23 protein-coding genes are annotated in these 24045 nt (G+C 45.6%); 17 read left to right on the forward strand and 6 right to left on the reverse strand.

The features are described 5' to 3' along the window. The first annotated feature begins 17 nt into the window (after positions 1 to 17). The 6 genes from rluD to AACP44_RS00770 all read left to right on the forward strand — a co-directional run bounded on the left by rluD (position 18) and on the right by AACP44_RS00770 (position 8203). Positions 18 to 971 (forward strand): 23S rRNA pseudouridine(1911/1915/1917) synthase RluD, encoded by a 954-nt coding sequence (rluD, locus tag AACP44_RS00745; RefSeq protein WP_339338014.1) that lies wholly within the window; start codon positions 18 to 20, stop codon positions 969 to 971. Further along, positions 971 to 1732 carry a peptidoglycan editing factor PgeF gene (gene pgeF, locus AACP44_RS00750; RefSeq protein ID WP_339338016.1) on the forward strand — a complete coding sequence of 254 codons (762 nt, stop codon included), beginning with the start codon at positions 971 to 973 and terminating at the stop codon, positions 1730 to 1732. The genes rluD and pgeF overlap by 1 nt, the downstream gene beginning before the upstream one ends. A gap of 88 nt (positions 1733 to 1820) precedes the next feature. Continuing rightward, complete coding sequence (clpB, locus tag AACP44_RS00755) at positions 1821 to 4403, forward strand: ATP-dependent chaperone ClpB (protein ID WP_339338018.1); 2583 nt, start codon at positions 1821 to 1823, stop codon at positions 4401 to 4403. A 475-nt stretch (positions 4404 to 4878) separates the two neighbouring features. Further along, complete coding sequence (locus tag AACP44_RS00760) at positions 4879 to 6627, forward strand: acetolactate synthase 3 large subunit (RefSeq protein ID WP_339338020.1); 1749 nt, start codon at positions 4879 to 4881, stop codon at positions 6625 to 6627. After that, positions 6627 to 7118 carry an acetolactate synthase small subunit gene (ilvN, locus tag AACP44_RS00765; RefSeq protein ID WP_339338022.1) on the forward strand — a complete coding sequence of 164 codons (492 nt, stop codon included), beginning with the start codon at positions 6627 to 6629 and terminating at the stop codon, positions 7116 to 7118. Before AACP44_RS00760 ends, ilvN begins: the two co-directional genes overlap by 1 nt. A 71-nt stretch (positions 7119 to 7189) precedes the next feature. After that, positions 7190 to 8203 carry a fatty acid desaturase gene (locus tag AACP44_RS00770; RefSeq protein WP_339338024.1) on the forward strand — a complete coding sequence of 338 codons (1014 nt, stop codon included), beginning with the start codon at positions 7190 to 7192 and terminating at the stop codon, positions 8201 to 8203. A gap of 64 nt (positions 8204 to 8267) precedes the next feature. Here AACP44_RS00770 and ilvC read toward each other — a convergent pair whose 3' ends face one another. After that, positions 8268 to 9743, reverse strand: a complete 1476-nt coding sequence (ilvC, locus tag AACP44_RS00775) for a ketol-acid reductoisomerase (protein ID WP_339338026.1) — start codon at positions 9741 to 9743, stop codon at positions 8268 to 8270. A 161-nt stretch (positions 9744 to 9904) separates the two neighbouring features. Here ilvC and ilvY point away from each other — a divergent pair, with 161 nt between their 5' ends. Together ilvY and pssA are read left to right on the forward strand one after the other, a co-directional pair. Further along, positions 9905 to 10816: an HTH-type transcriptional activator IlvY gene (gene ilvY / locus AACP44_RS00780; RefSeq protein WP_339338028.1), complete on the forward strand. Its 912-nt coding sequence runs from the start codon at positions 9905 to 9907 to the stop codon at positions 10814 to 10816. A 45-nt stretch (positions 10817 to 10861) separates the two neighbouring features. Beyond that, the gene (pssA, locus tag AACP44_RS00785; protein ID WP_339338030.1) at positions 10862 to 11731 is read left to right on the forward strand and encodes a CDP-diacylglycerol--serine O-phosphatidyltransferase; all 870 of its coding nucleotides are present in this window, start codon (positions 10862 to 10864) and stop codon (positions 11729 to 11731) included. A gap of 143 nt (positions 11732 to 11874) precedes the next feature. On the opposite strand, the gene AACP44_RS00790 is transcribed toward pssA, so the two are convergent. From AACP44_RS00790 to AACP44_RS00800, 3 genes are read right to left on the reverse strand one after another with little or no spacing between them, the layout of a single operon-like run. Continuing rightward, on the reverse strand, positions 11875 to 13251 hold the full coding sequence (locus AACP44_RS00790; protein WP_339338032.1) for an NAD(P)(+) transhydrogenase (Re/Si-specific) subunit beta: 1377 nt from the start codon (positions 13249 to 13251) through the stop codon (positions 11875 to 11877). Positions 13252 to 13263: 12 nt separating this feature from the next. Continuing rightward, on the reverse strand, positions 13264 to 13542 hold the full coding sequence (locus tag AACP44_RS00795; protein WP_339338034.1) for an NAD(P) transhydrogenase subunit alpha: 279 nt from the start codon (positions 13540 to 13542) through the stop codon (positions 13264 to 13266). Between the two features lie 2 nt (positions 13543 to 13544). Further along, positions 13545 to 14681 (reverse strand): Re/Si-specific NAD(P)(+) transhydrogenase subunit alpha, encoded by a 1137-nt coding sequence (locus AACP44_RS00800; protein WP_339338036.1) that lies wholly within the window; start codon positions 14679 to 14681, stop codon positions 13545 to 13547. Between the two features lie 516 nt (positions 14682 to 15197). Between AACP44_RS00800 and AACP44_RS00805 the strand changes: the two genes are divergently transcribed. The 5 genes from AACP44_RS00805 to AACP44_RS00825 all read left to right on the forward strand — a co-directional run bounded on the left by AACP44_RS00805 (position 15198) and on the right by AACP44_RS00825 (position 20016). Then, on the forward strand, positions 15198 to 16745 hold the full coding sequence (locus tag AACP44_RS00805; protein ID WP_339338038.1) for a 2-isopropylmalate synthase: 1548 nt from the start codon (positions 15198 to 15200) through the stop codon (positions 16743 to 16745). 6 nt (positions 16746 to 16751) lie between these two features. Continuing rightward, entirely contained in the window at positions 16752 to 17534 is a 783-nt protein-coding gene (locus AACP44_RS00810; RefSeq protein ID WP_339338040.1) for a uracil-DNA glycosylase family protein, read from the forward strand. A gap of 14 nt (positions 17535 to 17548) precedes the next feature. Then, on the forward strand, positions 17549 to 17995 hold the full coding sequence (rimI, locus tag AACP44_RS00815; RefSeq protein WP_339338042.1) for a ribosomal protein S18-alanine N-acetyltransferase: 447 nt from the start codon (positions 17549 to 17551) through the stop codon (positions 17993 to 17995). Between the two features lie 13 nt (positions 17996 to 18008). Further along, positions 18009 to 18419, forward strand: coding sequence for a hypothetical protein (locus AACP44_RS00820; protein ID WP_339338044.1), 411 nt, complete (start codon positions 18009 to 18011; stop codon positions 18417 to 18419). A 181-nt stretch (positions 18420 to 18600) separates the two neighbouring features. Then, a complete protein-coding gene (locus AACP44_RS00825) occupies positions 18601 to 20016 on the forward strand; it encodes a PQQ-dependent sugar dehydrogenase (protein WP_339338045.1) in 1416 nt (471 codons plus the stop codon). A 98-nt stretch (positions 20017 to 20114) separates the two neighbouring features. Here the strand turns inward: AACP44_RS00825 and AACP44_RS00830 are convergent, their stop codons facing one another. Both AACP44_RS00830 and AACP44_RS00835 read right to left on the reverse strand, forming a co-directional pair. Further along, positions 20115 to 20687, reverse strand: a complete 573-nt coding sequence (locus AACP44_RS00830) for a DNA-3-methyladenine glycosylase I (RefSeq protein ID WP_339338047.1) — start codon at positions 20685 to 20687, stop codon at positions 20115 to 20117. A 58-nt stretch (positions 20688 to 20745) separates the two neighbouring features. Continuing rightward, positions 20746 to 21312 (reverse strand): helix-turn-helix transcriptional regulator, encoded by a 567-nt coding sequence (locus AACP44_RS00835; RefSeq protein ID WP_339338049.1) that lies wholly within the window; start codon positions 21310 to 21312, stop codon positions 20746 to 20748. 563 nt (positions 21313 to 21875) lie between these two features. Between AACP44_RS00835 and AACP44_RS00840 the strand changes: the two genes are divergently transcribed. The 4 genes from AACP44_RS00840 to AACP44_RS00855 all read left to right on the forward strand — a co-directional run. Continuing rightward, on the forward strand, positions 21876 to 22499 hold the full coding sequence (locus AACP44_RS00840) for a glutathione S-transferase family protein (RefSeq protein WP_339338051.1): 624 nt from the start codon (positions 21876 to 21878) through the stop codon (positions 22497 to 22499). Positions 22500 to 22614: 115 nt separating this feature from the next. Then, positions 22615 to 22968: a DUF2288 domain-containing protein gene (locus AACP44_RS00845; protein ID WP_339338053.1), complete on the forward strand. Its 354-nt coding sequence runs from the start codon at positions 22615 to 22617 to the stop codon at positions 22966 to 22968. A 124-nt stretch (positions 22969 to 23092) separates the two neighbouring features. Continuing rightward, the gene (locus AACP44_RS00850; protein ID WP_339338055.1) at positions 23093 to 23389 is read left to right on the forward strand and encodes a hypothetical protein; all 297 of its coding nucleotides are present in this window, start codon (positions 23093 to 23095) and stop codon (positions 23387 to 23389) included. A gap of 274 nt (positions 23390 to 23663) precedes the next feature. Further along, a partial coding sequence (locus AACP44_RS00855) for a hypothetical protein (protein ID WP_339338057.1) occupies positions 23664 to 24045 on the forward strand: 382 nt, incomplete at its 3' end.

A 24045-nucleotide genomic window follows, 5' to 3' on the forward strand; every position in this document is an offset into this window, starting at 1 on the left:
TCCTGATGGGAAATTCAATGGCAGAGACAATAGAACTAATCGCCGAGGTACCTGATGAGCTTAGCGGTAGCCGCTTTGACCAGATCGCTGCCCAGCTATTTCCAGATTATTCCCGTGCACGGCTGCAAATCTGGATTAAAAGCGGCGAGCTGACTGTTAATGGTCAGGCAAAAAAAACGCGTGAAAAGCTTATTGCCGGTGACATCTTACAGCTAAAGGCAGTCGCGGCAGACGAAGACCGTTGGCAGGCTGAGGATATTGCGCTGGATATCGTCTATGAAGATCAAGCCCTGCTAGTGATTAATAAGCCAGCGGGTCTGGTTGTTCATCCTGCTGCAGGTCATGCTAGCGGTACCTTGCTTAACGCCTTGCTGGCGCATGATCCGGATCTTGCCAGTGTACCCAGAGCCGGTATTGTTCACCGTCTGGATAAAGATACCAGTGGTTTGATGGTGGTGGCGAAAACCTTGGCCGCGCAAAACCACTTGGTCAATCAACTGCAGGATCGGACGGTTAGTCGGGAATATGAGGCGGTAGTATTTGGCAGTATGACCGGTGGCGGTAAAGTAGAAGCTGATATTGGCCGCCATGCCAAACAGCGAGTAAAAATGGCGGTAGTAACTTTAGGAGGTAAAGAGGCTATTACCCATTACCGTTTGTTGAAACGCTTTGCTAATCACTGCCATCTGCGCTGTATGCTAGAGACTGGCCGTACCCATCAAATCCGCGTACATATGGCGCATATCAAACATCCCTTAGTTGGCGATCCGCTCTATGCCGGTCGTCCCCGTCTTCCCAAGGCGGCTAGTGAAGCATTAATTCAGGGTCTTAGGAACTTTGGCCGGCAGGCACTGCATGCTCGTCGCCTATCCTTGATTCATCCTTCGACTGAAGAAGAGATTAGTTGGGAAGTTCCTTTGGCTGACGATATCGTTGAGCTGTTGGCTCTGTTGGAACGGGAAGATAGCTAATGTCAGGGCTACAGCTGATTACACCGGATTGGCCCGCACCGGACAATATTGTTGCGTTAACTACAACCCGTATTGGCGGTGTTAGCTCGGCTCCTTTTAATCGTTTTAATGTGGCTAGCCATGTCGATGATAAGGCAGTAAGCGTTGAAGCTAATCGGCAAACCTTATTAAACCATTGTGAAGGTTTACAAAAAATCCAATGGCTAAACCAAATTCACAGCGCAAAGGTGGTCACGGCCGGCGCAGAAATCTGTCCTGATGCTGATGCCAGCATGACGGCAGAACCAGCTTTAGCCTGTGCAGTGATGACCGCCGATTGTCTACCGCTGCTTGTCTGCGATAAATATGGTTATCAAGTGGCTGCAGCTCATGCCGGTTGGCGTGGTTTGGCCGGTGGTGTTATTGATAATACCGTTGCGGCATTTAGCGCAGCGGGAAACGAGCTGATGGTGTGGTTGGGTCCGGCCATAAGCCAGGCTAATTTTGAGGTGGGTGAAGAAGTGCTGCAGCAGTTTTTAGCAGCCTTTGAGACGAAAGACCAAGACAAAGTTTATCGGGCCTTTCAGCCTAATAGACAGCACGAAGGTCATTACTTCGCTGACCTGTATCAACTGGCTCGTATTCGACTCAATGCCTTGGGTATTGCCAATATCTATGGCGGCAACCTTTGCTGTTTTGAAGATAGCCAGCGTTTTTATTCCTATCGCCGCGATGGTCAAACTGGCCGTATGGCAACACTCATTTATAAACGTCCAACTTGAATTATGTAAAATCGGCCTTACTAAGTCAGTATGTTTAACCTTAACGCTGGAAACTAAACAGGTATTAAATAATTATAGGTAATAAATAATGCGTATGGACCGCCTGACTAATCAACTACAGCTGGCATTATCTGACGCTCAATCACTGGCGTTGGGTAAAGATAATAATGCCATTGACCCGCTGCATTTATTATCCGCCTTGGTTGAACAGAAAAATGGTTCAGTAAGGCCCTTGCTTTCGCAGGCAGGCGCTAATATCCCGCGCTTGCGCGAAGCAGTTAACCAGCATATAGCAGCCCTACCTACGGTCACTGGCAGTGCCGGTGATATTCAGTTGTCTAATGATTTGGGCCGCGTACTCAACCTTGCCGATAAATTGTCACAAAAAAATAATGATGCCTATCTTTCCTCAGAAGTCGTGGTACAGGCGATGCTGGAGGCTAATAGTTCAGTTAGCCAATTGTTGATTGATGCCGGTGTTAATCAAGCATCATTTATCAAGGCTATTGAAAGTATTCGCGGTGGTGAGGCGATTAATGACCCCTCTGCTGAAGAGAATCGTCAGGCATTGGATAAATACACTATCGACCTTACGGCTCGTGCCGAAGCGGGTAAGCTTGATCCGGTGATTGGTCGTGACGATGAAATTCGTCGTACCGTCCAAGTATTGCAACGCCGCACTAAAAATAATCCGGTATTAATCGGTGAGCCTGGGGTCGGTAAAACCGCTATCGTTGAAGGTTTGGCGCAGCGGATTATTAATGGCGAAGTCCCCGAGGGGTTAAAAGACAAGCGCTTATTATCATTGGATTTGGGCGCGCTATTAGCGGGCGCCAAATTCCGTGGTGAATTTGAAGAACGGCTAAAGTCTGTGCTCAATGAGTTATCCAAACAAGAAGGGCGCATTATTTTATTTATTGATGAGTTGCACACCATGGTGGGTGCCGGAAAATCAGATGGCGCGCTTGATGCCGGCAATATGCTTAAACCCGCTTTGGCGCGCGGAGAATTACACTGCGTCGGTGCTACTACGCTAGATGAATATCGGCAGTATCTTGAAAAAGATGCAGCGCTGGAGCGTCGCTTTCAAAAAGTGATGGTTGAAGAGCCTAACGAAGAAGACACTATTGCCATTTTGCGTGGTTTAAAGGAGCGCTATGAAGTTCACCATGGCGTCGATATCACTGACTCTGCAATCATTGCCGCCGCCAAACTGTCACAGCGTTATATCACTGATCGCCAGCTTCCGGATAAAGCCATTGACTTAATCGATGAAGCGGGTAGTCGTATCCGGATGGAAATAGATTCCAAGCCAGAAGATATGGATCGTTTAGAACGCCGTTTGATTCAATTAAAAATTCAGCGTGAAGCGGTGAAAAAAGATACCGATACTGCCGCTAAAAAACAGTTGGATCTGCTAGCCAAAGATATCGAAAAGGCCGAGCGCGAATTGGCAGATTTAGAAGACATCTGGAAGGCAGAAAAAGCCGCCTTGCATGGCTCGCAAAAAATTAAAAGTGATTTGGAGCAGGCGCGTCTGGATTTGGAGTCCGCTCGTCGCTCTGGCGATTTAACCCGTATGTCTGAATTACAGTATGGGGTTATTCCTGAGCTAGAAAAAAGCCTAGCGATAGCTGGCCAAACAGAAGTGATCGAAATGACCTTGTTGCGTAACAAAGTGACCGATGAGGAAGTGGCCGAAGTTGTATCGCGCTGGACCGGTATTCCTGTTGCTAAAATGTTAGAAGGCGAGCGAGACAAGCTTCTGCAAATGGAGGCGTCGCTGCGTAACAAAGTTATCGGCCAAGACGAAGCAGTGACCGCTGTTGCCAATGCGGTAAGACGCTCACGGGCAGGTTTGTCTGATCCAAATCGCCCAAATGGTTCCTTTTTATTCTTGGGGCCAACGGGTGTCGGTAAAACGGAATTATGTAAATCACTAGCCACCTTTTTATTTGATAGCGAAGATGCGATGGTGCGTATTGATATGTCCGAATTTATGGAAAAGCATGCAGTCGCCCGTTTAATCGGCGCACCGCCCGGTTATGTCGGCTATGAAGAGGGTGGTTACCTGACAGAGGCGGTACGCCGTCGCCCATACTCCCTACTTCTGCTGGACGAAGTTGAGAAGGCTCATCCGGATGTGTTTAATATCCTGTTGCAAGTTTTAGAAGATGGTCGTCTCACTGATGGTCAGGGCCGTACGGTGGATTTTAGCAATACCGTTATCGTTATGACCTCTAATCTGGGTTCTGATTTCATTCAAACATTGGCCAACGAAGAAAATTACGAGGCGATGAAAGAGTCTGTGATGAATGTTGTCGGTGGTCACTTCCGGCCTGAATTTATTAACCGTATTGATGAGGCCGTGGTATTTCATCCTCTGAGCAAAGCGCAGATCCGCGGTATTGCCAACATTCAAATTGATTTACTTCGCACACGCCTGTCGGAACGTGAGCTGAATATTGAATTAAGTGATGATGTGATGGATAAGCTGACCCATGTGGGCTTTGACCCTGTTTACGGGGCTCGTCCTTTGAGGCGCGCTATTCAGCAATATGTCGAGAACCCACTGGCTGAAGATATTTTGCAGGGTAAGTTTATGCCGGGGGATGTGATTCGGGCCGAGTTGAGTGCTAACCAAGAGCATCTAGAATTTCATAGCCACTAGGTGTTTTCGGCTTTTTGGCAAAGAAAACCGGTCTCAAAAGGTAAATATTGCCGATTTTGGCCGAAAATCGATGATTTTTAGCGATAAATTGCAGTGTTCGCTGACAAATAGTTGACATTGTTCAATCTTCATTCAAAATTAGGCCTTAATGTTGATGGCCGATATCTGTTACTTACCGGTAGCTGATATTAGCGTCGAGTCTCTACTTACCGGTATTGACTGTGGGACGCTCCCTTCACTCTGCAGACACACGACCTGTGTTGTGACAGTGCCTGACAAGACCTTTTGTCATTGTCATATGGGCACTTTCGCTCTTATCGGTTTAGTGGTGTCCCAGCTTGGGAGACACTGACTTTGGTTGTGAGGTTTGTATATTCCAGTAAGCATTCAGCTTCGGACTTACTTTATCTCATAGTTTTTTGACACTGATCCAGAATCGCAGTTTTGCGACTCTGTTTATTAGAGGTATAGCTCCGTGGAAATGTTATCTGGCGGCGAAATGGTTGTTCGCTCACTGGAAGACGAAGGTGTTGAATTTATCTTCGGCTACCCTGGTGGTTCGGTTTTACATATATATGATGCTCTGTTTAAGTCGAGCAAAGTTCCCCATGTTCTCGTGCGGCATGAACAGGCGGCTACCCACGCTGCCGATGCCTATGCCCGTGCTACCGGTAAGCCCGGCGTTGTGTTGGTGACTTCCGGTCCCGGTGCTACCAATGCCATTACCGGTATTGCTACTGCCTATATGGACTCCATTCCTATGGTTGTTATTTCCGGTCAGGTGCAAAGTCACTTGATTGGTGGTGATGCCTTTCAGGAGACCGATATGGTCGGCATCTCCCGTCCTATCGTTAAGCATAGCTACCTGATTAAGGACGCCAAAACCATTCCAGAAACCATTAAAAAGGCCTTCTACTTGGCCGCCAGTGGTCGACCTGGTCCTGTGGTTATTGATATCCCCAAGGACATTACTAATCCTACGGATAAATATCCCTACGTTTATCCGGAAAAAATGCAGCTGCGTTCGTATACGCCAGCGACTCGCGGGCATGCTGGTCAAATTAAAAAAGCGATGCAGCTATTGTTAAGTGCCAAGCGCCCCGTTATCTATACCGGTGGTGGTGTGGTTCAAGGCAATGGTAGTGAGCTATTAACCGAATTGGCCCGTGAGCTTAATTATCCTGTCACCAATACGCTGATGGGCTTGGGCGCTTATCCTGCTACCGATAAGCAGTTTCTCGGTATGTTGGGCATGCACGGCTTTGTTGAAGCCAACAATGCTATGCACCACAGTGATGTTATTTTAGCCGTGGGCGCGCGTTTTGATGATCGTGTTACTAACACTATCAGTAAGTTTTGCCCAACGGCAAAAATTATTCATGTTGATATTGATCCCGCGTCTATCTCTAAAACGGTAACCGCTGATATTCCTATTGTCGGTCCTGTTGATGTAGTACTAAAAGATATGTTGGCGCAGGTGCGTGATATGCGCGCCGCCGATAACTCGCTGCCGGATACCAATGCGCTCGACAGCTGGTGGAAACAGATCAATGAATGGCGTGATGCCCATGGCTTATGGACAGCACCGCGTTACGAAACAGATAGTGGCTTGATTAAGCCACAGCAGGTGATTGAATCCTTATATCGTGCAACGAACGGCGATGCCTATATCACCTCGGACGTAGGTCAGCATCAAATGTTTGCGGCACAGTTTTATAAATTTGATAAGCCTCGCCGTTGGATTAACTCTGGTGGGCTGGGCACTATGGGCTTTGGTCTGCCTGCCGCTATGGGCGTTAAGATGGCTTTCCCTGACGCTGATGTTGCCTGTGTTACGGGTGAGGGCTCTATTCAAATGAATATTCAGGAGCTATCAACCTGTTCGCAATATGGTGCGCCCGTTAAAATTGTCAACCTGAATAATGGTTATTTAGGGATGGTTAAGCAGTGGCAAGATATGCAATATGCCGGTCGCTATTCGTCAAGTGATTACGAAGAATCGTTGCCAGATTTTGTAAAATTGATGGAGGCTTACGGTCATGTCGGTATTCGTGTTGAAAAGTTTGAAGACCTTGATGATGCCATGGATGAAGCCTTTAAATTAAAAGATCGATTAGTATTTTTGGATGTCTACGTTGATCGTCACGAGCATGTCTACCCAATGCAAATTGCCCCCAACGGCTCTATGCGAGATATGTTTTTGAGCAAAACGGAGAGAACATAATGCGACATATTATTTCAGTATTATTAGAAAACGAACCGGGCGCTCTAAGCCGTGTTGTTGGTTTATTTTCACAGCGTGGTTACAATATTGAGAGCTTGAATGTGGCGCCGACAGAAGATGCCACCCTGTCACGCTTAACACTAACTACCTTAGGTGATGACCAGACCATTGAGCAGATCACCAAGCACTTAAACCGTTTGATTGATGTGGTTAAACTGGTGGATCTGACAGAAGGTGCCCATATAGAGCGCGAATTGATGATGGTGAAAACCAGAGCCACCGGCGCTCAACGCGCTGAAATTAAACGCTGTACGGATATTTTCCGTGGTCAGATTGTGGATGTAGGCCCTGCGGTTTATACCATTCAAATTGCTGGTACATCGGATAAGCTCGATGCCTTTTTAGAGTCGATCGATGATACGGCTATTATGGAAGTGGTTCGCAGTGGTGTATCGGGTATCGCCAGAGGTGAAAAAGTCCTAAGTATATAAAGACTTGGATTGCACACGCCCAATTAATACTCGGCGTTTAAATAACCCATAACCTTGGAATCAGTCATTATATGAAGTTTCCCGACCCTTCAGTGGCTCTTTCAGTAGAGCAGCGTATTGCTGATATCGTCACTACGATTAAGGCTGAAGAGCAGCGCTTGCGAGAAAAATACAGCATCCTGCAATATCAGGATTGGATTGGATTTGCCATTATGCTGTTGTCGTTGAGCGGCATGGTTGGTGGTGGCTATTTGTATTATATCGATGCTATTCCTGCCTGGTTGTGTATTGTGTCGGCAGCTATATTTGCCTCTTTATCTCATGAGTTAGAGCATGACCTGATTCATCGTCAGTATTTCCGAAAAAATAAATTTATGCATAACTTAATGATGCTAGTGGTTTGGGTGATGCGACCCAACACAGTCAGCCCATGGTATCGCCGCAATATGCATTTTCTGCATCACAAAGTCTCAGGTACGGAAAAAGATATGGAAGAGCGTTTGGTCGGCAATGGTATTGCTTATGGTTTTATGCGTTTTCTGGTGATGTTTGATGGTTTATTAGGGATGTTGGCGCGCCGCCATGTGTTGAAAAAAGATATTGATCATTTCTCGGTCCGTGAAGTACTGTCTGCAGCCTTCCCCTTTGCAGTGCTATATTTTGCAATTTTCTATATTTTTCTTGGCTTTCATGGTTTTGATTATTTCTGGGGCGCAGAGATTGCTTATCCTGCCTGGTTACTTCAAGGTATGGATCTAGTTAACTTTCTGGTTGTGGCAGTCATCGCGCCCAACTTTATTCGCTCAGGCTCGCTAAACTTTGTGACTTCAGCCATGCATTATTACGGTGGTGTTGATAATTTAATCCAGCAGACACAAATTCTTAAGCCCTGGTTCTTTGCGCCGCTGCATTTGTTTTGCTTTAACTTTGGCAGCACCCATGCCATTCATCATTTTGTGGTGGGGCAGCCGTTTTATATTCGCCAGATGGTATCCAGCGTTGCGCATAAAGTGATGGTGAAAAACGGCGTCAAATTTAATGACTTCAGTACATTTATTACCGCTAATCGCTGGGTTCATACTTAACGCTAGCATTGCGAGCATAAAAAAGGCCAGTCATTGACTGGCCTTTTTTGTTTCGTGTTATGGCTTAAACAATTTTCTGCATCGCCGTCATATAACCGCGAAGCTGAGTGCCAATTACTTCAACCGGATGGTTGCGAATCTCGGCATTAATAGCCACCAATTCCTGATTGTCGACACCGTTATCTTTAAGGTCCAGACCTTTACCAATAACATCGGTACTAATCTTCTGCATAAAGTCTGCCAGTAACGGCTTACAAGCATGATCAAACAAGTAACAGCCGTACTCAGCTGTATCAGAAATAACCACGTTCATTTCGTACAACTTCTTGCGAGCAATGGTGTTAGCAATCAGTGGCGTTTCATGCAGAGACTCATAATAAGCAGACTCTTCTTTAATGCCCGCATCAACCATGGTTTCAAACGCTAACTCAACACCGGCTTTAACCATAGCGACCATTAAAATACCGTTGTCGTAAAATTCCTGCTCGGCAATGGTCTGATCGGTATTGGTGGACTTTTCAAACGCGGTTTCAGCGGTGGCTGCACGCCAGCCCAACAGGTTCTTATCGTCAGCAGCCCAGTCATCCATCATGGTCTCAGAGAAGTGACCAGACATAATATCGTCCTGATGCTTCTGGTATAAAGGACGCATAATGTCTTTAAGTTCCTCGGCCAAATCATAGGCTTTAATTTTGGCAGGGTTTGATAGACGATCCATCATGTTAGTGATGCCGCCCATTTTCAAACCTTCAGTCACCGTTTCCCAGCCGTACTGAATCAGTTTTGACGCATAGCCAGCGTCAATACCCTGCTCAACCATCTTGTCAAAACAGAGAATAGAGCCAGTCTGTAACATGCCGCAAAGGATGGTTTGCTCACCCATTAAATCAGATTTAACTTCGGCAATAGGAGAAGACTCCAGCACACCGGCACGATCACCACCAGTACCACTGGCCAATGCTTTGGCAATATCAAGGCCATCGCCATTAGGATCGTTTTCACGGTGAACGGCGATCAGTGTCGGCACACCAAAGCCACGTACATATTCAGCGCGGACTTCAGAGCCCGGGCATTTAGGGCAGCACATAACAACGGTTAAGTCTTCACGAACCTGCATACCTTCTTCAACCAGATTGAAACCGTGCGCATAGTCCAGAGTGGCGCCTTGTTTCATTAAAGGCATGATAGTGTTAACTACATCAGTATGCTGCTTATCGGGAGTTAGGTTCATCACGATATCCGCTTGTGGGATTAGTTCTTCATAAGTCCCCACAGTAAAACCGTTTTCTGTGGCGTTTTTCCAAGACTGACGCTGTTCTTCAATGGCGATAGCGCGAAGCGTGTAGGATACATCTAGGCCAGAGTCACGCAGGTTCAAACCCTGATTTAAACCCTGTGCACCACAGCCAACAATCACGATTTTCTTGTCTTTAATATAGTCACAGCCGTTGGCGAATTCTTCGCGGTCCATAAAACGGCATTTGGCGAGTTCTTCCAGTTGTAAACGCAACGGAAGGGTATTGAAATAATTTTGGCCCATAAAATAGCTCCTTGATAAAGTCGAGGGTCAAGCTTTAGTGCTAAGCACCATTCAAAATTCAGTGCGCGCAACTATATAGAAAAAAGACTGTTGCGTAAAATGATGTATTTGCTATACAGTGATGCAAAATATGCAATATTAATTCAAGTATGAGTTTTGTTATGGACACTAAGGATTTGGCGCTATTTCTGACGCTGTCAGAGAACTTACATTTCAGCCAAACCGGTGATGCATTGCATATGAGTGCCTCAGCGGTTAGTCGAGGCTTGAAGAAAATAGAGCAGGAAGTAGGGCAGCGCTTACTGGAGCGGGATAATAGAAGCGTCAGGCTGACAGAAGCGGGTCGCCAATTTCAATCTTATGCCCGCCAGACTTTGGCGCAGTGGCGCTCATTTATGGAAGTTGTGCGGCGTGATAGCGAGAGTTTAACTGGTGAAATTAGTGTTTATTGCTCAGTAACAGCCGCTTATAGTGTGCTGTCAGATCTATTGGAACCCTTTAGGGCCCGCTACCCCGATATTGATATTAAGTTGCGCACTGGCGATCAGGCCGATGCTATCGAACATCTAATGAGCGGCCAAGATGATGTCGCTATTGCGGCCAGACCCGATAAATTGCCCGCCAAAATCCAGTTCCAGACCCTGACTCATTCACCGTTACTTTTTATTTACCCGGTTATTCATTGCGCTGTTGAAAGCACGATAAAACAATATCAGGATAGCTCGGCACCGATCAACTGGCAGGATATCCCGTTTATTGTCTCCGAGCGGGGTCTGGCCAGAACCCGTTTGGATCAATGGTTTCGCTCGCAAGGTATCAAGCCTGATATCTATGCGCAGGTGAGTGGTCATGAAGCTATTGTGAGTATGGTCGGTTTGGGTTTGGGTGTTGGTGTTGTGCCTGAATTGGTGCTGGTTAACAGTCCATTAAAGGATAAGGTGCAGATAGTCGATATCCAGCCACCGCTGGCACCCTTTGCCGTCGGTTTAGGCGCTTCAGCCCAGCGTTTGGAAAATCCGCTGGTTAAAGCCTTCTGGGAATGTGCAAAAGCATCGTACCGCAGCGATTTTTAATTTATTATGGGCGGCATTAAAGCTGTCCTTAAAGATGACCCGATTATGAATGATAAGCCAAATGACCCCGCAGCCCGGTTGCGTGATGTTTCTGCTGACAAGCCAGAGTCTGCCGTAGAGCAGCCGGAAACGTCCTCTGAATCACTAATCCTGATTGACGAGCATGAAGAGGAAGTATCGGTTGACGGTAAAACTATCCGTCGTCGTGGTATTTATCTGTTACCTAACCTATTTACTACAGCGGCGTTGTTTTCCGGTTACTATGCGATTATTGCTGGCATTAATGGCCAATTTGATGCAGCCGCGATTGCGATTCTTGTGGCGATGATTTTCGATGGTCTGGATGGTCGTGTCGCGCGTTTAACCAATACCCAAAGTAAATTTGGCGCCGAGTACGATAGCTTGGCAGATATGGTGTCGTTTGGAGCGGCGCCTGCTTTGGTGATGTTTAGCTGGGCGCTATCCGATCTTGGCAAGTTTGGCTGGACCTGTTCTTTTATCTATATAGCTTGTGCAGCTTTGCGTTTAGCGCGTTTTAATACGCAAATTGATTCTGCAGATAAACATTATTTTTCAGGTCTGGCCAGTCCTGCGGCAGCGGCTGTTATCGCAGGGACTATATGGGTTTGTCATGATATAGGTTATGTTGGTAGTGATGTGTCCCATAACTTGGCTGCGGCTGCTGGATTAATAACCGCTCTAGTTGGCTTTTTGATGATTCTCAATGTGCCATACCATAGCTTTAAGGGTTTAGACCTTCGTGGTCGTGTTCCTTTTGTGATGATGATCCTTATCATCTTGGTGTTTGGTCTGGTGATGCTCGACCCCGCAAAGATTCTATTGGCCGGTTTTGTGTTGTATGCCTTGTCGGGGCCGGCGGCTAAAGTATGGACAATGTTGCGCAGAACATCATAAATACTGATAACGGTTTGTTATCGAAAAACCTTTCCCCTCTTGGTTTGATTGGAACCAAAAGAGGTTTGATCTTGAGCCAAAAGATGTCTTTTGATAGGTTTTAAAGATAACTTACCGATTACTGCGCGGTATCTAGCGTCAGATTATCCTTTAAACTCACCCACAATATGTGAAATCGATTCCTTGGCGTCGCCAAACAGCATTCTTGTATTGTCACCAAAGAATAGTGGGTTATCTACACCAGAGAAGCCCGAGCCCATAGAACGCTTCAATACGAAGACTGTACGGGCCTCATTAACATTGATAACCGGCATGCCGTAAAGTGGGCTGCCTTCATCTTCGTTAGCGGCGGGGTTAACAACATCGTTAGCACCGATAACAATGGCTACATCCATATTGCTCATCTGCGGATTGATATCGTCCATCTCAACTAACTGGTCATAAGGCACGTTAGCTTCCGCCAATAGTACGTTCATATGGCCTGGCATACGACCCGCAACCGGGTGAATAGCGAACTTAACGTCACAGCCATTTTCTTCCAGATGATCTGATAGCTCACGAACAACGTGCTGTGCTTGCGCCACGGCCATACCGTAACCGGGTACGATAGCAACGTTTTGTGCCGCTTCAAGAATCAAGAAAGCATCATCGGCCGAGATAGGTTTAACTTCACCTTCGATTTTTGCGCTAGAGACTTTGGCTGCACCAAAGCCGCTGAACAGAACATTATTTAATGAACGGTTCATTGCCTTGCACATGATATTGGTCAGAATTAAACCACTGGCACCTACCAGAGAACCCGATACGATCAACAGGTTATTATTCAGTACAAAACCTGCCGCACAAGCCGCTAATCCTGAATAAGAGTTCAGTAGCGCGATAACCACTGGCATATCAGCACCACCGATAGGGATGGTGATCATAATACCTAGGACCAGTGATAAGCCGATAACCGCATATAGCCACTGACTATCAGCACTTGGGTTTTGAATAAACAGGACAGCAGAAACAATAATGGCAATCACTAGTGCGCCATTAAAGATTTGTTGTCCCGTAAATTGGATCGCTTTACTAGGCAATCTTTCACTTAATTTGCCGTAAGCAATCAAGCTACCGGTTAGGGTTACGCCACCAATCAAGATAGAAACGATAATAGTGATACTGGTGAATGTAGAGTTGGCTGTAGCGAATACTGCTACTAGACCAACCAACAAACTGGACGCACCGCCAAAACCGTTAAATAGCGCCACAAGTTCTGGCATACCGGTCATTTCAACTTTGCGTGCAGCAACGGCACCAATCAACCCACCAATAATTAAACCGGCAATAATATTTTCCCATGGCAGTTTAATTTCGTTCATCAAAGTCACAACAATGGCGATTAGCATACCCGCTGCGGACATTAAATTACCTTGGCGCGCTGTGGCAGGTGAACTTAACCTTTTAAGTCCGAATACAAACAGTACCGCAGAGACGATATAGGCAAGGTTTATAGTTAAATCAAAATTTAAAGATGTCATTAGTCTGGCCCCTTAGCCTTTCTTCTTAAACATGGCCAGCATGCGGTCAGTAACCATATAGCCGCCAACAACATTGATCGATGCTAAAGCAACCGCTGCGGTGCCAAGCCATAAAGCCAGCTCGGAGCTACCGCTGTGTGCTGCGGTAAGCGCACCTACAACGGTAATGCCAGAAATAGCATTGGATCCGGACATTAGCGGTGTATGCAAGGTCGCAGGTACTTTTGCGATTAACTCAAAGCCCAAAAAGATGGAGAGCATTAAGATGAATGATAAATAAATAGCGTCCATAATTAGCTGCCTCTTATATTTTTGATCATTTCATTAACCAAAGCGCCGTCATGAGTGATCACACAACCTTTGATGATTTCGTCTTCCAGATTGAGATCAAATTGCTTGGTCTCTTTATTCCAGTATTCCAGCACCAAGTTATGCAAGTTGGCAGAATACATTTGGCTGGCATTATTAGCCACGCGGCCAGGCATATTGGCAAGACCGATAACCTTAACACCATTGATGTCTACCTCTTCACCGGCGACAGAGCCTTCAACATTGCCACCGGACTCCACGGCTAAATCAACCACCACACTGCCTGGCTTCATGGCTTCAAGCATATCTTTAGTTACCACGGTAGGAGCAGGGCGACCAAAGAGCTGGGCGGTAGTGATAACAATGTCAGATTGGGCACAGACCTTCTTCTGCCCCTCCAATTGCATTTGAACCTGTTCGGGGGTTAATGCATTAGCGTAACCACCAGCAGTCTGGCCAGTTTCACCCAAATCAATTTCAACAAACTTACCACCGAGTGATTCAACCTGTTCCTTAACCACTGGGCGGGTATCAAAGGCATCAACCCGTGCGCCCATACGCTTGGCGGTTGCAATAGCCTGTAGACCAGCAACACCGGCGCCGATAATAAAGACGCGAGACGGTGAAATGGTACCGGCCGGAGTCATCATCATGGGGAGAATCTTATTGAGGCGTTCAGCCGCCAATACCACCATGGCATAACCAGCCAGACTGGCTTGAGAGCTAAGAGCATCCATCTTTTGCGCGCGAGTGGTACGGGGAATCATCTCCATACTAATTGAGGTAATACCCGCTGCGGCAAAGGCATCAACCAGTTCGTGTTCGTTGAACGGGTCAAGAAAAGAGATATGAATAGAGCCTTTTTTCAGCTGGCTGACTTCTTCTAGAGAAGGTTTGCGTAAGCGCAGGATGATATCGGCATTGTTTAACAAGGCTGTTCTATCGGTAACGATAGTGGCCCCAGCTTTTTCGTAGGCGCTATCCTCAATACCAATCGATTGCCCCATGCCTGTTTCAATTTGGACTTGTGCACCCTGGTCAGTAAAGCGTTTTACTGAGTCCGGGATAACAGGGACTCGGGTTTCTCCGGCATCAAGCTCCCGGGGGATACCAATAATCATAAAATGTCCTTGTTTCGTTGAGGGGCTCTACCGCAGCATATGCCCGTTAAATGTATTCTATTCTATGGTGTTATAACGTGTAAAACGCCTTTATCCAGTGTCGCTACCATAGCGCTAATCATCAACAACGCAAAACGCTATGATGAATAGCCGATATAGTGACAATGAATACTGTTTATTTTGCCATCAGTGATTATTTTTTGAGCAATGGTTGCGTTATTATCCGTTAGGTGTCGCATCATACGGAAGAGAGATAACTAAATCCAATAGAAATCGGCCAATTTTTAGCGCTTAAAAGACTCCTTTAAACGTCGGTAATGAGTAGATAAAACCCCCAATTCTCTATTTATAGGTCTATAACGATTTATTCACAGAAATAATCGGATTTTTAGGCTGCACTTATTAGAATTGTTAGGTTTTTAGTTTATCCTTCGTGACATCACAGTAAGGGCTTGGCCAGTTTTAAAATCCAGTACGGATTGTACAACACAGAATAAACAACGAGAACACTTGGTAATGAACAATAAAGACAATTTGATCATTTTTGATACCACCCTGCGCGATGGCGAGCAGAGCCCCGGTGCGTCGATGACTAAAGATGAAAAGGTGCGTATCGCTAAATTGTTAGAGAAAATGCAGGTGGATGTTATCGAGGCCGGTTTTGCTATCGCCAGTGTCGGTGACTTTGAGGCGGTCAAAGCTGTGGCGGAAGCGGTAAAAGACAGCACCATCTGTAGTTTGGCTCGTGCAGTCCCTGGAGATATAGAGCGAGCAGCCGAGGCGCTAAAAGGCGCTAACTCTGGTCGAATTCATACCTTTATCGCCACATCACCCATCCATATGCAATACAAATTGCAGATGGAGCCTGATCAAGTGCTAGAGCAGGCGGTCGCGATGGTCAAATTGTCGCGAAATCTGCGCGATGATGTCGAATTTTCGCTAGAGGACGGCAGTCGTTCCGACTATGAATTTCAGTGCCGAATTATCGAGGCGGTGATAGATGCCGGTGCTTCAACGATCAATATCCCCGATACGGTGGGCTATGGCGAGCCCGAAGAATATGGCGCGATGTTTAAGCGTTTGATTGAAAATATTCCCAATGCGGACAAGGCGATTTTTTCTACCCACTGCCATAATGATTTGGGTCTGGCGGTGGCTAATTCCCTGTCAGCGGTAATGAACGGTGTCAGACAGGTGGAGTGTACGATTAATGGCTTGGGTGAGCGGGCCGGCAATGCAGCCTTGGAAGAAATTGTGATGAGCGTGCGCACGCGAGCGGATATCTTTCCGGTGAGTACGCGCGTTGAGCCGGTTCATATTGTGCCCACTTCAAAATTGGTTTCGTCTATTACCGGTTTCCCTGTGCAGCCCAACAAGGCCATTGTCGGTGCTAACGCCTTTGCCCATGAATCGGGTATTCATCAAGATGGTGTATTAAAGCATCGTGAAACCTACGAAATCATGAGCGCTGAGTCGTTAGGGTGGAATGCCAACAAACTGGTGCTGGGTAAACACTCCGGTCGTGCCGCTGTTAAAGCCCGTTTTGAAGAATTGGGTATTAGTTTTGACAGTCAGGGCGCTTTAAACGAAGCCTTTAAAAACTTTAAAGCCCTGGCCGATAAAAAACATGAAATCTTCGATGAGGATTTACAGGCTCTGGTTAGCGATGTCACCGCCCCCGAGATTAAAGAGACCTATCAGTTTAGTGCACTGGAAGCGACGTCAAAATCAGGGGTAAAACCCAAAGCCTCAATGACATTATCAGTTGATGGTGTTGAACAGCCGACCGAAGCAGAAGGGGATGGCCTGGTTGATGCTGCGTTTAAAGCGATTGAAAAAATTGCCAATAGTGAGGCCGAGCTGCAATTATATTTGGTGAGTGCCGTTACACAGGGCACCGATTCTATAGGTGAGGTTACGGTACGGCTAGAGAAAGATGGCGTGATTGTTAATGGTTTGGGTGCTGATACAGACGTTATCGTCGCTTCAGTGAAAGCCTACCTTAATGCGTTAAATATGTTAGCGGCAGGTATCTTGAAACCGCATCCACAAAAGGGAATTTAGCTAGCTATGCCAACTAGGCCAACTATGAAGCCAATGATGGATGAATCGCAGCGTCAGGCCTATATGCAGGCAATGGGGGTAGATTGTTATGTCCCAAGGTTGCACTTGCCCGCTGCATTACCCTCAGTACTTTGCGAAATGCCGGTATTGGCCGAGGTGGCAGAAGCGAACGCTGTGACTAATGAAGTTGACGTGCCAGCAACGCCAATGCCCAAAGCAAAAAATGGCAGCGCCGCAGCCATGCAGGCATTGTTGGGGGAAGCTAAGCCTAAGCAAAGCCGACAGAGCACTCAGGCTGTGGTCGCAACGAGTCCTGCTCAAGCTATCCCGCAGTTTGCTTTATCGATAGTCCGTGGCGGCAATATATTGATTGTTGATGATGGATTGTCTGACCAGATTAATTCTGCTGAGTATTTGCAACTTTTACATAATCTATTAATCGCATTGGGAGCAGGAAAACAGCAGCTGACTATGGATAGTTTTATTTGGCCGATGGTTAAGAATGCTCAAATTGATCAAACTGAAACGGCGGCACGACAAACGCTAAATGCGTTTTTATCGAAGCAAGTTGATCAGCTTAAGCCGCAGTATATTATGGTGATGGGTGAGGCGGCGGCAAACTATATCACTGACGAAGCGCTAACCAATGGCAGCTTATATACCCATCCGCAATGGCAGCTGCCTTTAATCTGCACCCATAGTGCAAGCCCGATGCTGGCTGATCGCTCGTTAAAACGTGCGGTCTGGAATGATCTGCAACCCTTACTCTGTTTAATTAAATCCAGCTAATGCTATTAAGATGCATGCAAGCGAATGATATCGAGGCAGTAGCCGCAGTTGAAAAAGCCGCTGCGGAATTTCCTTGGCCACAATCACAATTTGAAGAAAGCTTTAATAGCGACCACCATTGCACGGTACTAGAGGTTGAGGGTGTGGTGTTAGGGTTTAGCGTTTTTTCCCACGCTGTGGATGAATCAACACTGTTAAATATTGCGATCTATCCCGATATTCAAGGCAAAGGCTATGGACGTTTGTTGTTGAGTAGCGGTTTGCAAACTCAACAGCAGCAAGGTGCCAAGCAGTGTTTTTTGGAAGTGCGGGTATCGAATGTCAGCGCTAAAAAGTTATATGGTTCGCTACGTTTTGATGTTGTCGGCATGCGTAAAAATTATTATCCGGCGAAGGCAGGTCGGGAAGATGCCTACACCATGTGCTGTGATTTATCAGACAACACGCTAGTCGTGGTTTAATGGAGGATTAACTATGCGCGTTGTTGAAAGCCAGTGGTGGATTATTGAATTACCCGATGAATGGGAAGCTGATCAGGACGAGGAGACGATTATTATCTCCGATGAAGATGGTGTTGGTGAAATCGCTATCACCACGCTAAAGAAGGAGGCTGGCTTGGTCGATGAGGCCGAATTACATGATTATTTGAGTGATATAGTGGAGTTATTTGGTCCGGCGGAGTCGACACAGATGGCTGAACTCAGTGGTTATTACATCGCCTACAAGGAAGACGGTGATGCAGTTAGGGAGTGGTATCTTCGTTATGATAATTTGTTGGTGTTGATTACCTATAGTTGTGATTATAATAACGCAGGGATGGATGATAGTGCGGTTGATGAGATTTTAGGAACGCTATTTATCAAGCTTGATCAGCCTGAAGAGTAGGGTTTAAATTTAGGCATCGTTGTTTAACAATGGTTGCCATATATTAATTAAGCAGAAGTACTCTATGAAAACTTTTTTTAAGCGGGTCGTACTGACCCTAATAATATTATTATTGATACTCATAGTAGCCCCGTTACTCTTTATTCAATTTGGATCGGGAGCATCCGCCACTAGCGCAAAGATGCTACTCAATGTCATTATGGGCTATGGTACTGAAAGCCCCTCAACAGAAATAATAGAACAACGCTTTGCTATGCCTGAAGGCTTTAGTGTCTCCCCCTATGCAGTCGGGTTAGGCAAAATTCGATTTATGCATATGACCGAACAGGGCGATTTACTGGTTTCGCGGCCACGCAGTGGTGATATTTTATTGTTGGAGCGCGATGTTAATGGCGATGGTCTGCCGGATGGTCAGCGCATATTACTGGACGGGCTGATAAAACCTCATGGCCTGGACATTGCTGATGGTTGGTTGTATGTGGCTGAGTCTACAGCTCTGGGTAAGATTCGTTTTAATCAGCAAACAGGTAGCGTCGAGGGCGATTATCAACGCATTGTTGAGGGCTTAATGGATGATGGTGGTCACTGGACTAAAACTGTGGGGGTTGGGCCTGATGGTTGGCTATATCTGACTTCAGGCTCAACCTGTAATGTTTGCGAAGAACAGGACCCACAGCGCGCTACTATGATGCGAGTTAAGCCTGATGGCAGCGAGTTAGCTGTTTATGCCAACGGTTTACGCAATAGCGTGGGTTTTGATTGGGCGCCTTGGGACCAAAGTTTATATGCTACGGACAATGGTCGTGATCAATTAGGTGATGACTTTCCTCCCTGCGAACTTAACAAAATAGAACAAAATGGTTTTTATGGCTGGCCCTATATCAATGGCTATGGTGATCTGGATCCTGATCTTGGTGTTGGCAAAGATAATCTGCTGGCTTCTGCTATTTCACCCGTCCATGGTTTTCGCGCCCACAACGCACCGCTAGGTATCCAGTTTCTGCGGTACACTAAAGCGCCTGGGTTTGAAAAATCTGCCTTGGTTGCGTTACACGGTTCATGGAACCGCAGTGAAAGAGATGGTTACAAGGTGGTTTCACTACATTGGCAGGAAGATGGCAGTATTATTGAGAAGGATTTTCTAACGGGTTTTAAAGGTGAGGTTGATGTTATTGGTCGTCCTACGGATGTGACTGAAGCCATCGATGGAACTATTTATATTTCTGATGATTACTCGGGCACTATTTATCGGGTAGCCTATGGTGAGCAAGCAAAAGTCTTGCTCAGTGATGAAATTGCACCTCCTGTTGTAGCTGAAGTCGATCCTGAACAAGCCCTAGCGATTTATAGCGATGAACAGCGGCTGGTATTACAGCAGCAGGGTGAAGCGCTTTATCAGCAATACGGTTGTGGTAACTGTCACGGTGGTGAAAGAACGACGGCCATGCGGCCGATCAAAGAGCTAAAAGGTCTGGCCCAACGTTACACTTTAGCTGAAATGACTGATTTCTTTCTAGCACCAACACCGCCAATGCCGGTTTTCCCCTTGAATGAGCAGCAACGAGAGGCGTTATCAGTTTACTTATATCCCCGCTAGATCAATAATCAGACAACAAAAGAGGCGCTCAAAAGCGCCTCGATTAACCAACCAAGCCACTATGTTGATGTGGTCAATGATTGATTATTATTAGTTAATTATTTTTTGCTGAGTGCCTTATAGCGATGGCAGTCCCTAATATGATCATTGATCATGCCTATTGCCTGCATAAAAGCATAAATAATGGTAGAACCGACAAAGCTAAAACCGCGCCTTTTAAGGTCTTTACTAATAGTATCGGACACTGGGCTGGTTGCTGGTATCTCAGATAGGGTTTTCCAACTATTTTGAATGGGCTCACCATTAACAAAGCCCCAGATATAATCGGTAAAATTGCCGAATTCTTTTTGTATGTCGATAAACGCCCTAGCGTTTTTTCGAACTGAAAAAACCTTTAATCGATTGCGCACAATATCGGGGTTGAGTAATAACTTCTCGAGCTTCTTGTCACTAAACCGCGCCACTTTTTCTACCTCAAAATTTGCAAAGGCTTTGCGATAGCCTTCACGCTTTTTCAAAATAGTGATCCAGGATAAACCAGCCTGAGCGCCCTCCAGAGTTAAACATTCAAATAACGTCTGATCGTCATATACCGGTGTGCCCCATTCCTGATCGTGATAGCGTTGGTAGAGTGGGTTATCCTCGCACCAGTCGCAGCGTTTTATAGCCATTATTATCGGGTTTCTCTTAGATGGTATGGGCATCGCCAACGGCGCTAAGTCACTAGAATTAATGCATAAAATTACTATCAGCAACAAAGCGAATTGATTCAGTGGTTTTTAACATTTTAGAGGGTGGCAGTCCAAAAATTTTGGTAAATTTGCGGCTAAAGTGAGCGGCATCTGAAAACCCTGCGGCAACCGCAGCCTCCATAATAAGTTCCCCTGTAGCGATACGAGAGCCAGCATGGTAAAGCTTTTGCCATAGAAGGTACTGCTTTAGTGATACGCCCATTTCTTGACTAAATAAATGCGATAATCTGCTGGTAGATAAACTAACTTGTTCCGCCAGATGATTGATAGAGGGTAGGCTGCCATTGCAGTTATTGATGTGGTCAATAATGACTTGAATTCGAGGTTCAACGGTGTTTCGATTCACGCTGTGATCAGTGAAGTTTGCAATCAATTTTATAATGGTTTGCCCGGCTAAAAAGGAATCGTTGCTGTTGTTTATAAAAGGGGCTAGTAGCTTTTTTGCTGTTTTGATTGTGCCAATATTAGGATGGTAAGTGTTGGTGTTATATAAATAGCGATCAATAATACGTTTAGCCTGCTCAGATTCAGGATTAATTAACAATAGTGCGTGCCAAGTATCATGAGTGTCAATATGATGCGGATAGTCGGGTTTAATAATCGCAGCATCAACTGAACTTGTGCTTTGGCTATGTTGAATGCAAAAGCGATCGTTTTCCATGGCAAAAGCAATTTTTAAAGCATGGTGGCTGTAGTTATCTTTACCCAATGCATTGCTGGTTAATAAGATGCATTCATTGCATTGATAAACATGCGGCCTCTTGCCAACATGTTGGTTGCAGCGTTTCAAATTGATACCATCCATGTATTTAAGAGCCGTTGAGAAGTGTTATGTATAAACCATCATCCTGAGGTTTACGCAAGCAGCCCTCATCATAAATTATGTTGGTGAATTATAGAAGGCATCATCTAACAATATGCCTAAGCTACTGATAAGTGTTTTTCTGAATAAGGGAAATGATTTTTGTAAGATCAGTTTGTTGAACTGAATCATAGTTTACAAAGTCATTGCCTATGATTAAGGTGGAAAACCCACTAAAAGGGATAGCTAATGGTTCGCTTTATATCGAATTTTGATCGGTCTTATTGTTTGTTCAAGGAAAAGTTATGAAACTATATACTTTTGAGATGGCCCCCAATCCCCGTCGCTTAAAGCTATTTATGCAATACAAGGGTATTGATATAGAAACGCAGACAATCAATCTCGGCGACAAGGAGCAATTCACCGAATCCTATAGAGCCATTAACCCCAACTGTACAGTACCGGCCTTACAACTAGATGATGGTACGGTGTTAACTGATGTTATTAGTGCCTGTTTATATTTAGAGAGCTTATATCCTGATAAGCCTTTGCTGGGTTCAACCCCTCTCGAGCAGGCTCAAATTATTGGTTGGGATCATAAAGTATTTGTTGATGGCTTAGCTGCGGTGGCAGAAATGCTGCGTAATCGCGGTGATTTTTTTCAAGGAAGAGCGCTGCCGGGTGATGAGGTGATCGAGCAAATACCTGCCTTGGTCGAGCGTGGTCAACAACGTTTGCATAGTTTTTTTCAAGCGTTGGAAGTCCATCTCGTTGAGCGTGATTATCTAGTGGGTAATGCTATCAGTTTGGCGGATATCGATGCCTTTGTGCTCTGTGATTTCGCAGGGTGGGTAAAGGAGTCTATTCCGGAAGGTTGTAGTCAGTTGCAAGCTTGGTATCAGAGGATCGCCAAGCAGTTAGGGGGGTAACTGCAAGCTGGGTATAGTTATTAGATGTTGCCGTTATTTGCTTATGTTAGAATTCAGCGGCTTCCATTAAACACTGGTAGCCAGACCGTCATTTTTAGCATAAAGAGATAAATCCTTGAAACAGCCGCCGGAACAATCTACCTCAGCAACCGCGTCAGATATTATCAGCCCCAAAGATACCTACAGCGAATTAAAAACCAAACTCAATAAAGAAACTGCCAAAATTGATTGGCAAGAGCTGCAGCGTCATTATGCCAGCGGTGCAGTGATCGCTGTGGCCAATGGTATTGATCTTATTGAGGTGGCCTGTCAGTTAAGTCTGGATAATAAAGAAGCGGTGGAGCAATGGTTAACTGAACAAGCAATAGCTAAAGTTGATGACCAGCAGGCAGCCCTTTGGTTTGAAGGGCAGGTGACCCTCTGGGCCGTTGTCGTGGCCCCTTGGGTATTGGTCCAGGAGGTGGTTTAGTTGTGATAGTTTTGGATCTTGGTGAGTTGCTATGATATTGGGTTTTGTTCGGATTAACGGTATTTTGCTTTGCCGCTGAGTATGCTTTTAATTGCTTGTGGTGCTCCTAGTTGCATGGAATTCTATGGAAACGTTTAAAAGTAAAACTGAGTTTATCGATGAAGTAGAGACTGGGGTTAGGGCAATTTTTACCGCCTATATGAAAAATAGCAGTGTACCCCCTGCAACCGTTTTTCGCTTAGAAGGTTTTATTCAGGCGGGTTGTGTTTTGGGGATATTCACAGAGGATGAAGCTAAAAAGATGATTCAGTCGGCATGGGAGGTTGTGTTCGCCCAGCCATTTCCAGATTCTGCAACAAAAAGTATTATGATCCCCACTATGATGCAGCGAGCACCGGTGCATCCCTCCACTAATGCATAAAACAAATCAGTCCCTAAAAAGAGCGGCTAATTTTCGCGACGCTACGGTATTCATAATAAGCATATAGACGTCAGTATTATTGTCGATGATCTAAGGAGGGAGAGGCGGAACCTAAAGAATAAACGCGTGTCTAGGTACAGATAATAATTTCAATAACAGTGTCGAAAAATATAGTGGAATTAGGACTCTTTGCATATAGCCTTACCAGAGGTAGTGGTGATGTATCATGAAGAGGGTTAAGGTATATCAGTAACGCGAACCAGGAGGTTGCAGTATGCGTTTTATAACCCGACGTAATCGAACGATAGTCATTTTCTTTAATTTACTATTTATAGCGGGGTGTCACGGCTCGGATCCGCTCCAAGTGGTTCAGCCGCATAATTTTGGCATAGTAGATGCGGATATAACTAAAGGATTACCACACGATAAACCTGATGATCCTACTGAAAAACCAAATGTTAATGACAATAGTTATCAAAACAATGGGCCTTCTTCGGGAGGGTCCACTCAAGCCGCTGCAAAGTTAATAACATTGCCAGTAGTAGATGGGCCTATTGGAAATGAAAGAACATATGTTGCTGACAGTCATTATAAAAACAACGGGCCTTCTTCGGGAGGGTCCACTCAAGCCGGTTCAAGGTCAACAACCTTTAACT

Source organism: uncultured Oceanicoccus sp., assembly GCF_963968385.1.
Classification (GTDB): domain Bacteria; phylum Pseudomonadota; class Gammaproteobacteria; order Pseudomonadales; family Dasaniaceae; genus Oceanicoccus.

Excerpts from the sequence above, each read along its gene's own strand:
- rluD (WP_339338014.1), top strand. The coding sequence starts at position 18 with ATGGCAGAGACAATAGAACTAATCGCCGAGGTACCTGATGAGCTTAGC.
- pgeF (WP_339338016.1), top strand. The coding sequence starts at position 971 with ATGTCAGGGCTACAGCTGATTACACCGGATTGGCCCGCACCGGACAAT.
- clpB (WP_339338018.1), top strand. The coding sequence starts at position 1,821 with ATGCGTATGGACCGCCTGACTAATCAACTACAGCTGGCATTATCTGAC.
- ilvN (WP_339338022.1), top strand. The coding sequence starts at position 6,627 with ATGCGACATATTATTTCAGTATTATTAGAAAACGAACCGGGCGCTCTA.
- AACP44_RS00770 (WP_339338024.1), top strand. The coding sequence starts at position 7,190 with ATGAAGTTTCCCGACCCTTCAGTGGCTCTTTCAGTAGAGCAGCGTATT.
- ilvC (WP_339338026.1), bottom strand. The coding sequence starts at position 9,743 with ATGGGCCAAAATTATTTCAATACCCTTCCGTTGCGTTTACAACTGGAA.
- ilvY (WP_339338028.1), top strand. The coding sequence starts at position 9,905 with ATGGACACTAAGGATTTGGCGCTATTTCTGACGCTGTCAGAGAACTTA.
- pssA (WP_339338030.1), top strand. The coding sequence starts at position 10,862 with ATGAATGATAAGCCAAATGACCCCGCAGCCCGGTTGCGTGATGTTTCT.
- AACP44_RS00790 (WP_339338032.1), bottom strand. The coding sequence starts at position 13,251 with ATGACATCTTTAAATTTTGATTTAACTATAAACCTTGCCTATATCGTC.
- AACP44_RS00795 (WP_339338034.1), bottom strand. The coding sequence starts at position 13,542 with ATGGACGCTATTTATTTATCATTCATCTTAATGCTCTCCATCTTTTTG.
- AACP44_RS00800 (WP_339338036.1), bottom strand. The coding sequence starts at position 14,681 with ATGATTATTGGTATCCCCCGGGAGCTTGATGCCGGAGAAACCCGAGTC.
- AACP44_RS00805 (WP_339338038.1), top strand. The coding sequence starts at position 15,198 with ATGAACAATAAAGACAATTTGATCATTTTTGATACCACCCTGCGCGAT.
- AACP44_RS00810 (WP_339338040.1), top strand. The coding sequence starts at position 16,752 with ATGCCAACTAGGCCAACTATGAAGCCAATGATGGATGAATCGCAGCGT.
- rimI (WP_339338042.1), top strand. The coding sequence starts at position 17,549 with ATGCAAGCGAATGATATCGAGGCAGTAGCCGCAGTTGAAAAAGCCGCT.
- AACP44_RS00820 (WP_339338044.1), top strand. The coding sequence starts at position 18,009 with ATGCGCGTTGTTGAAAGCCAGTGGTGGATTATTGAATTACCCGATGAA.
- AACP44_RS00825 (WP_339338045.1), top strand. The coding sequence starts at position 18,601 with ATGCTACTCAATGTCATTATGGGCTATGGTACTGAAAGCCCCTCAACA.
- AACP44_RS00830 (WP_339338047.1), bottom strand. The coding sequence starts at position 20,687 with ATGGCTATAAAACGCTGCGACTGGTGCGAGGATAACCCACTCTACCAA.
- AACP44_RS00840 (WP_339338051.1), top strand. The coding sequence starts at position 21,876 with ATGAAACTATATACTTTTGAGATGGCCCCCAATCCCCGTCGCTTAAAG.
- AACP44_RS00850 (WP_339338055.1), top strand. The coding sequence starts at position 23,093 with ATGGAAACGTTTAAAAGTAAAACTGAGTTTATCGATGAAGTAGAGACT.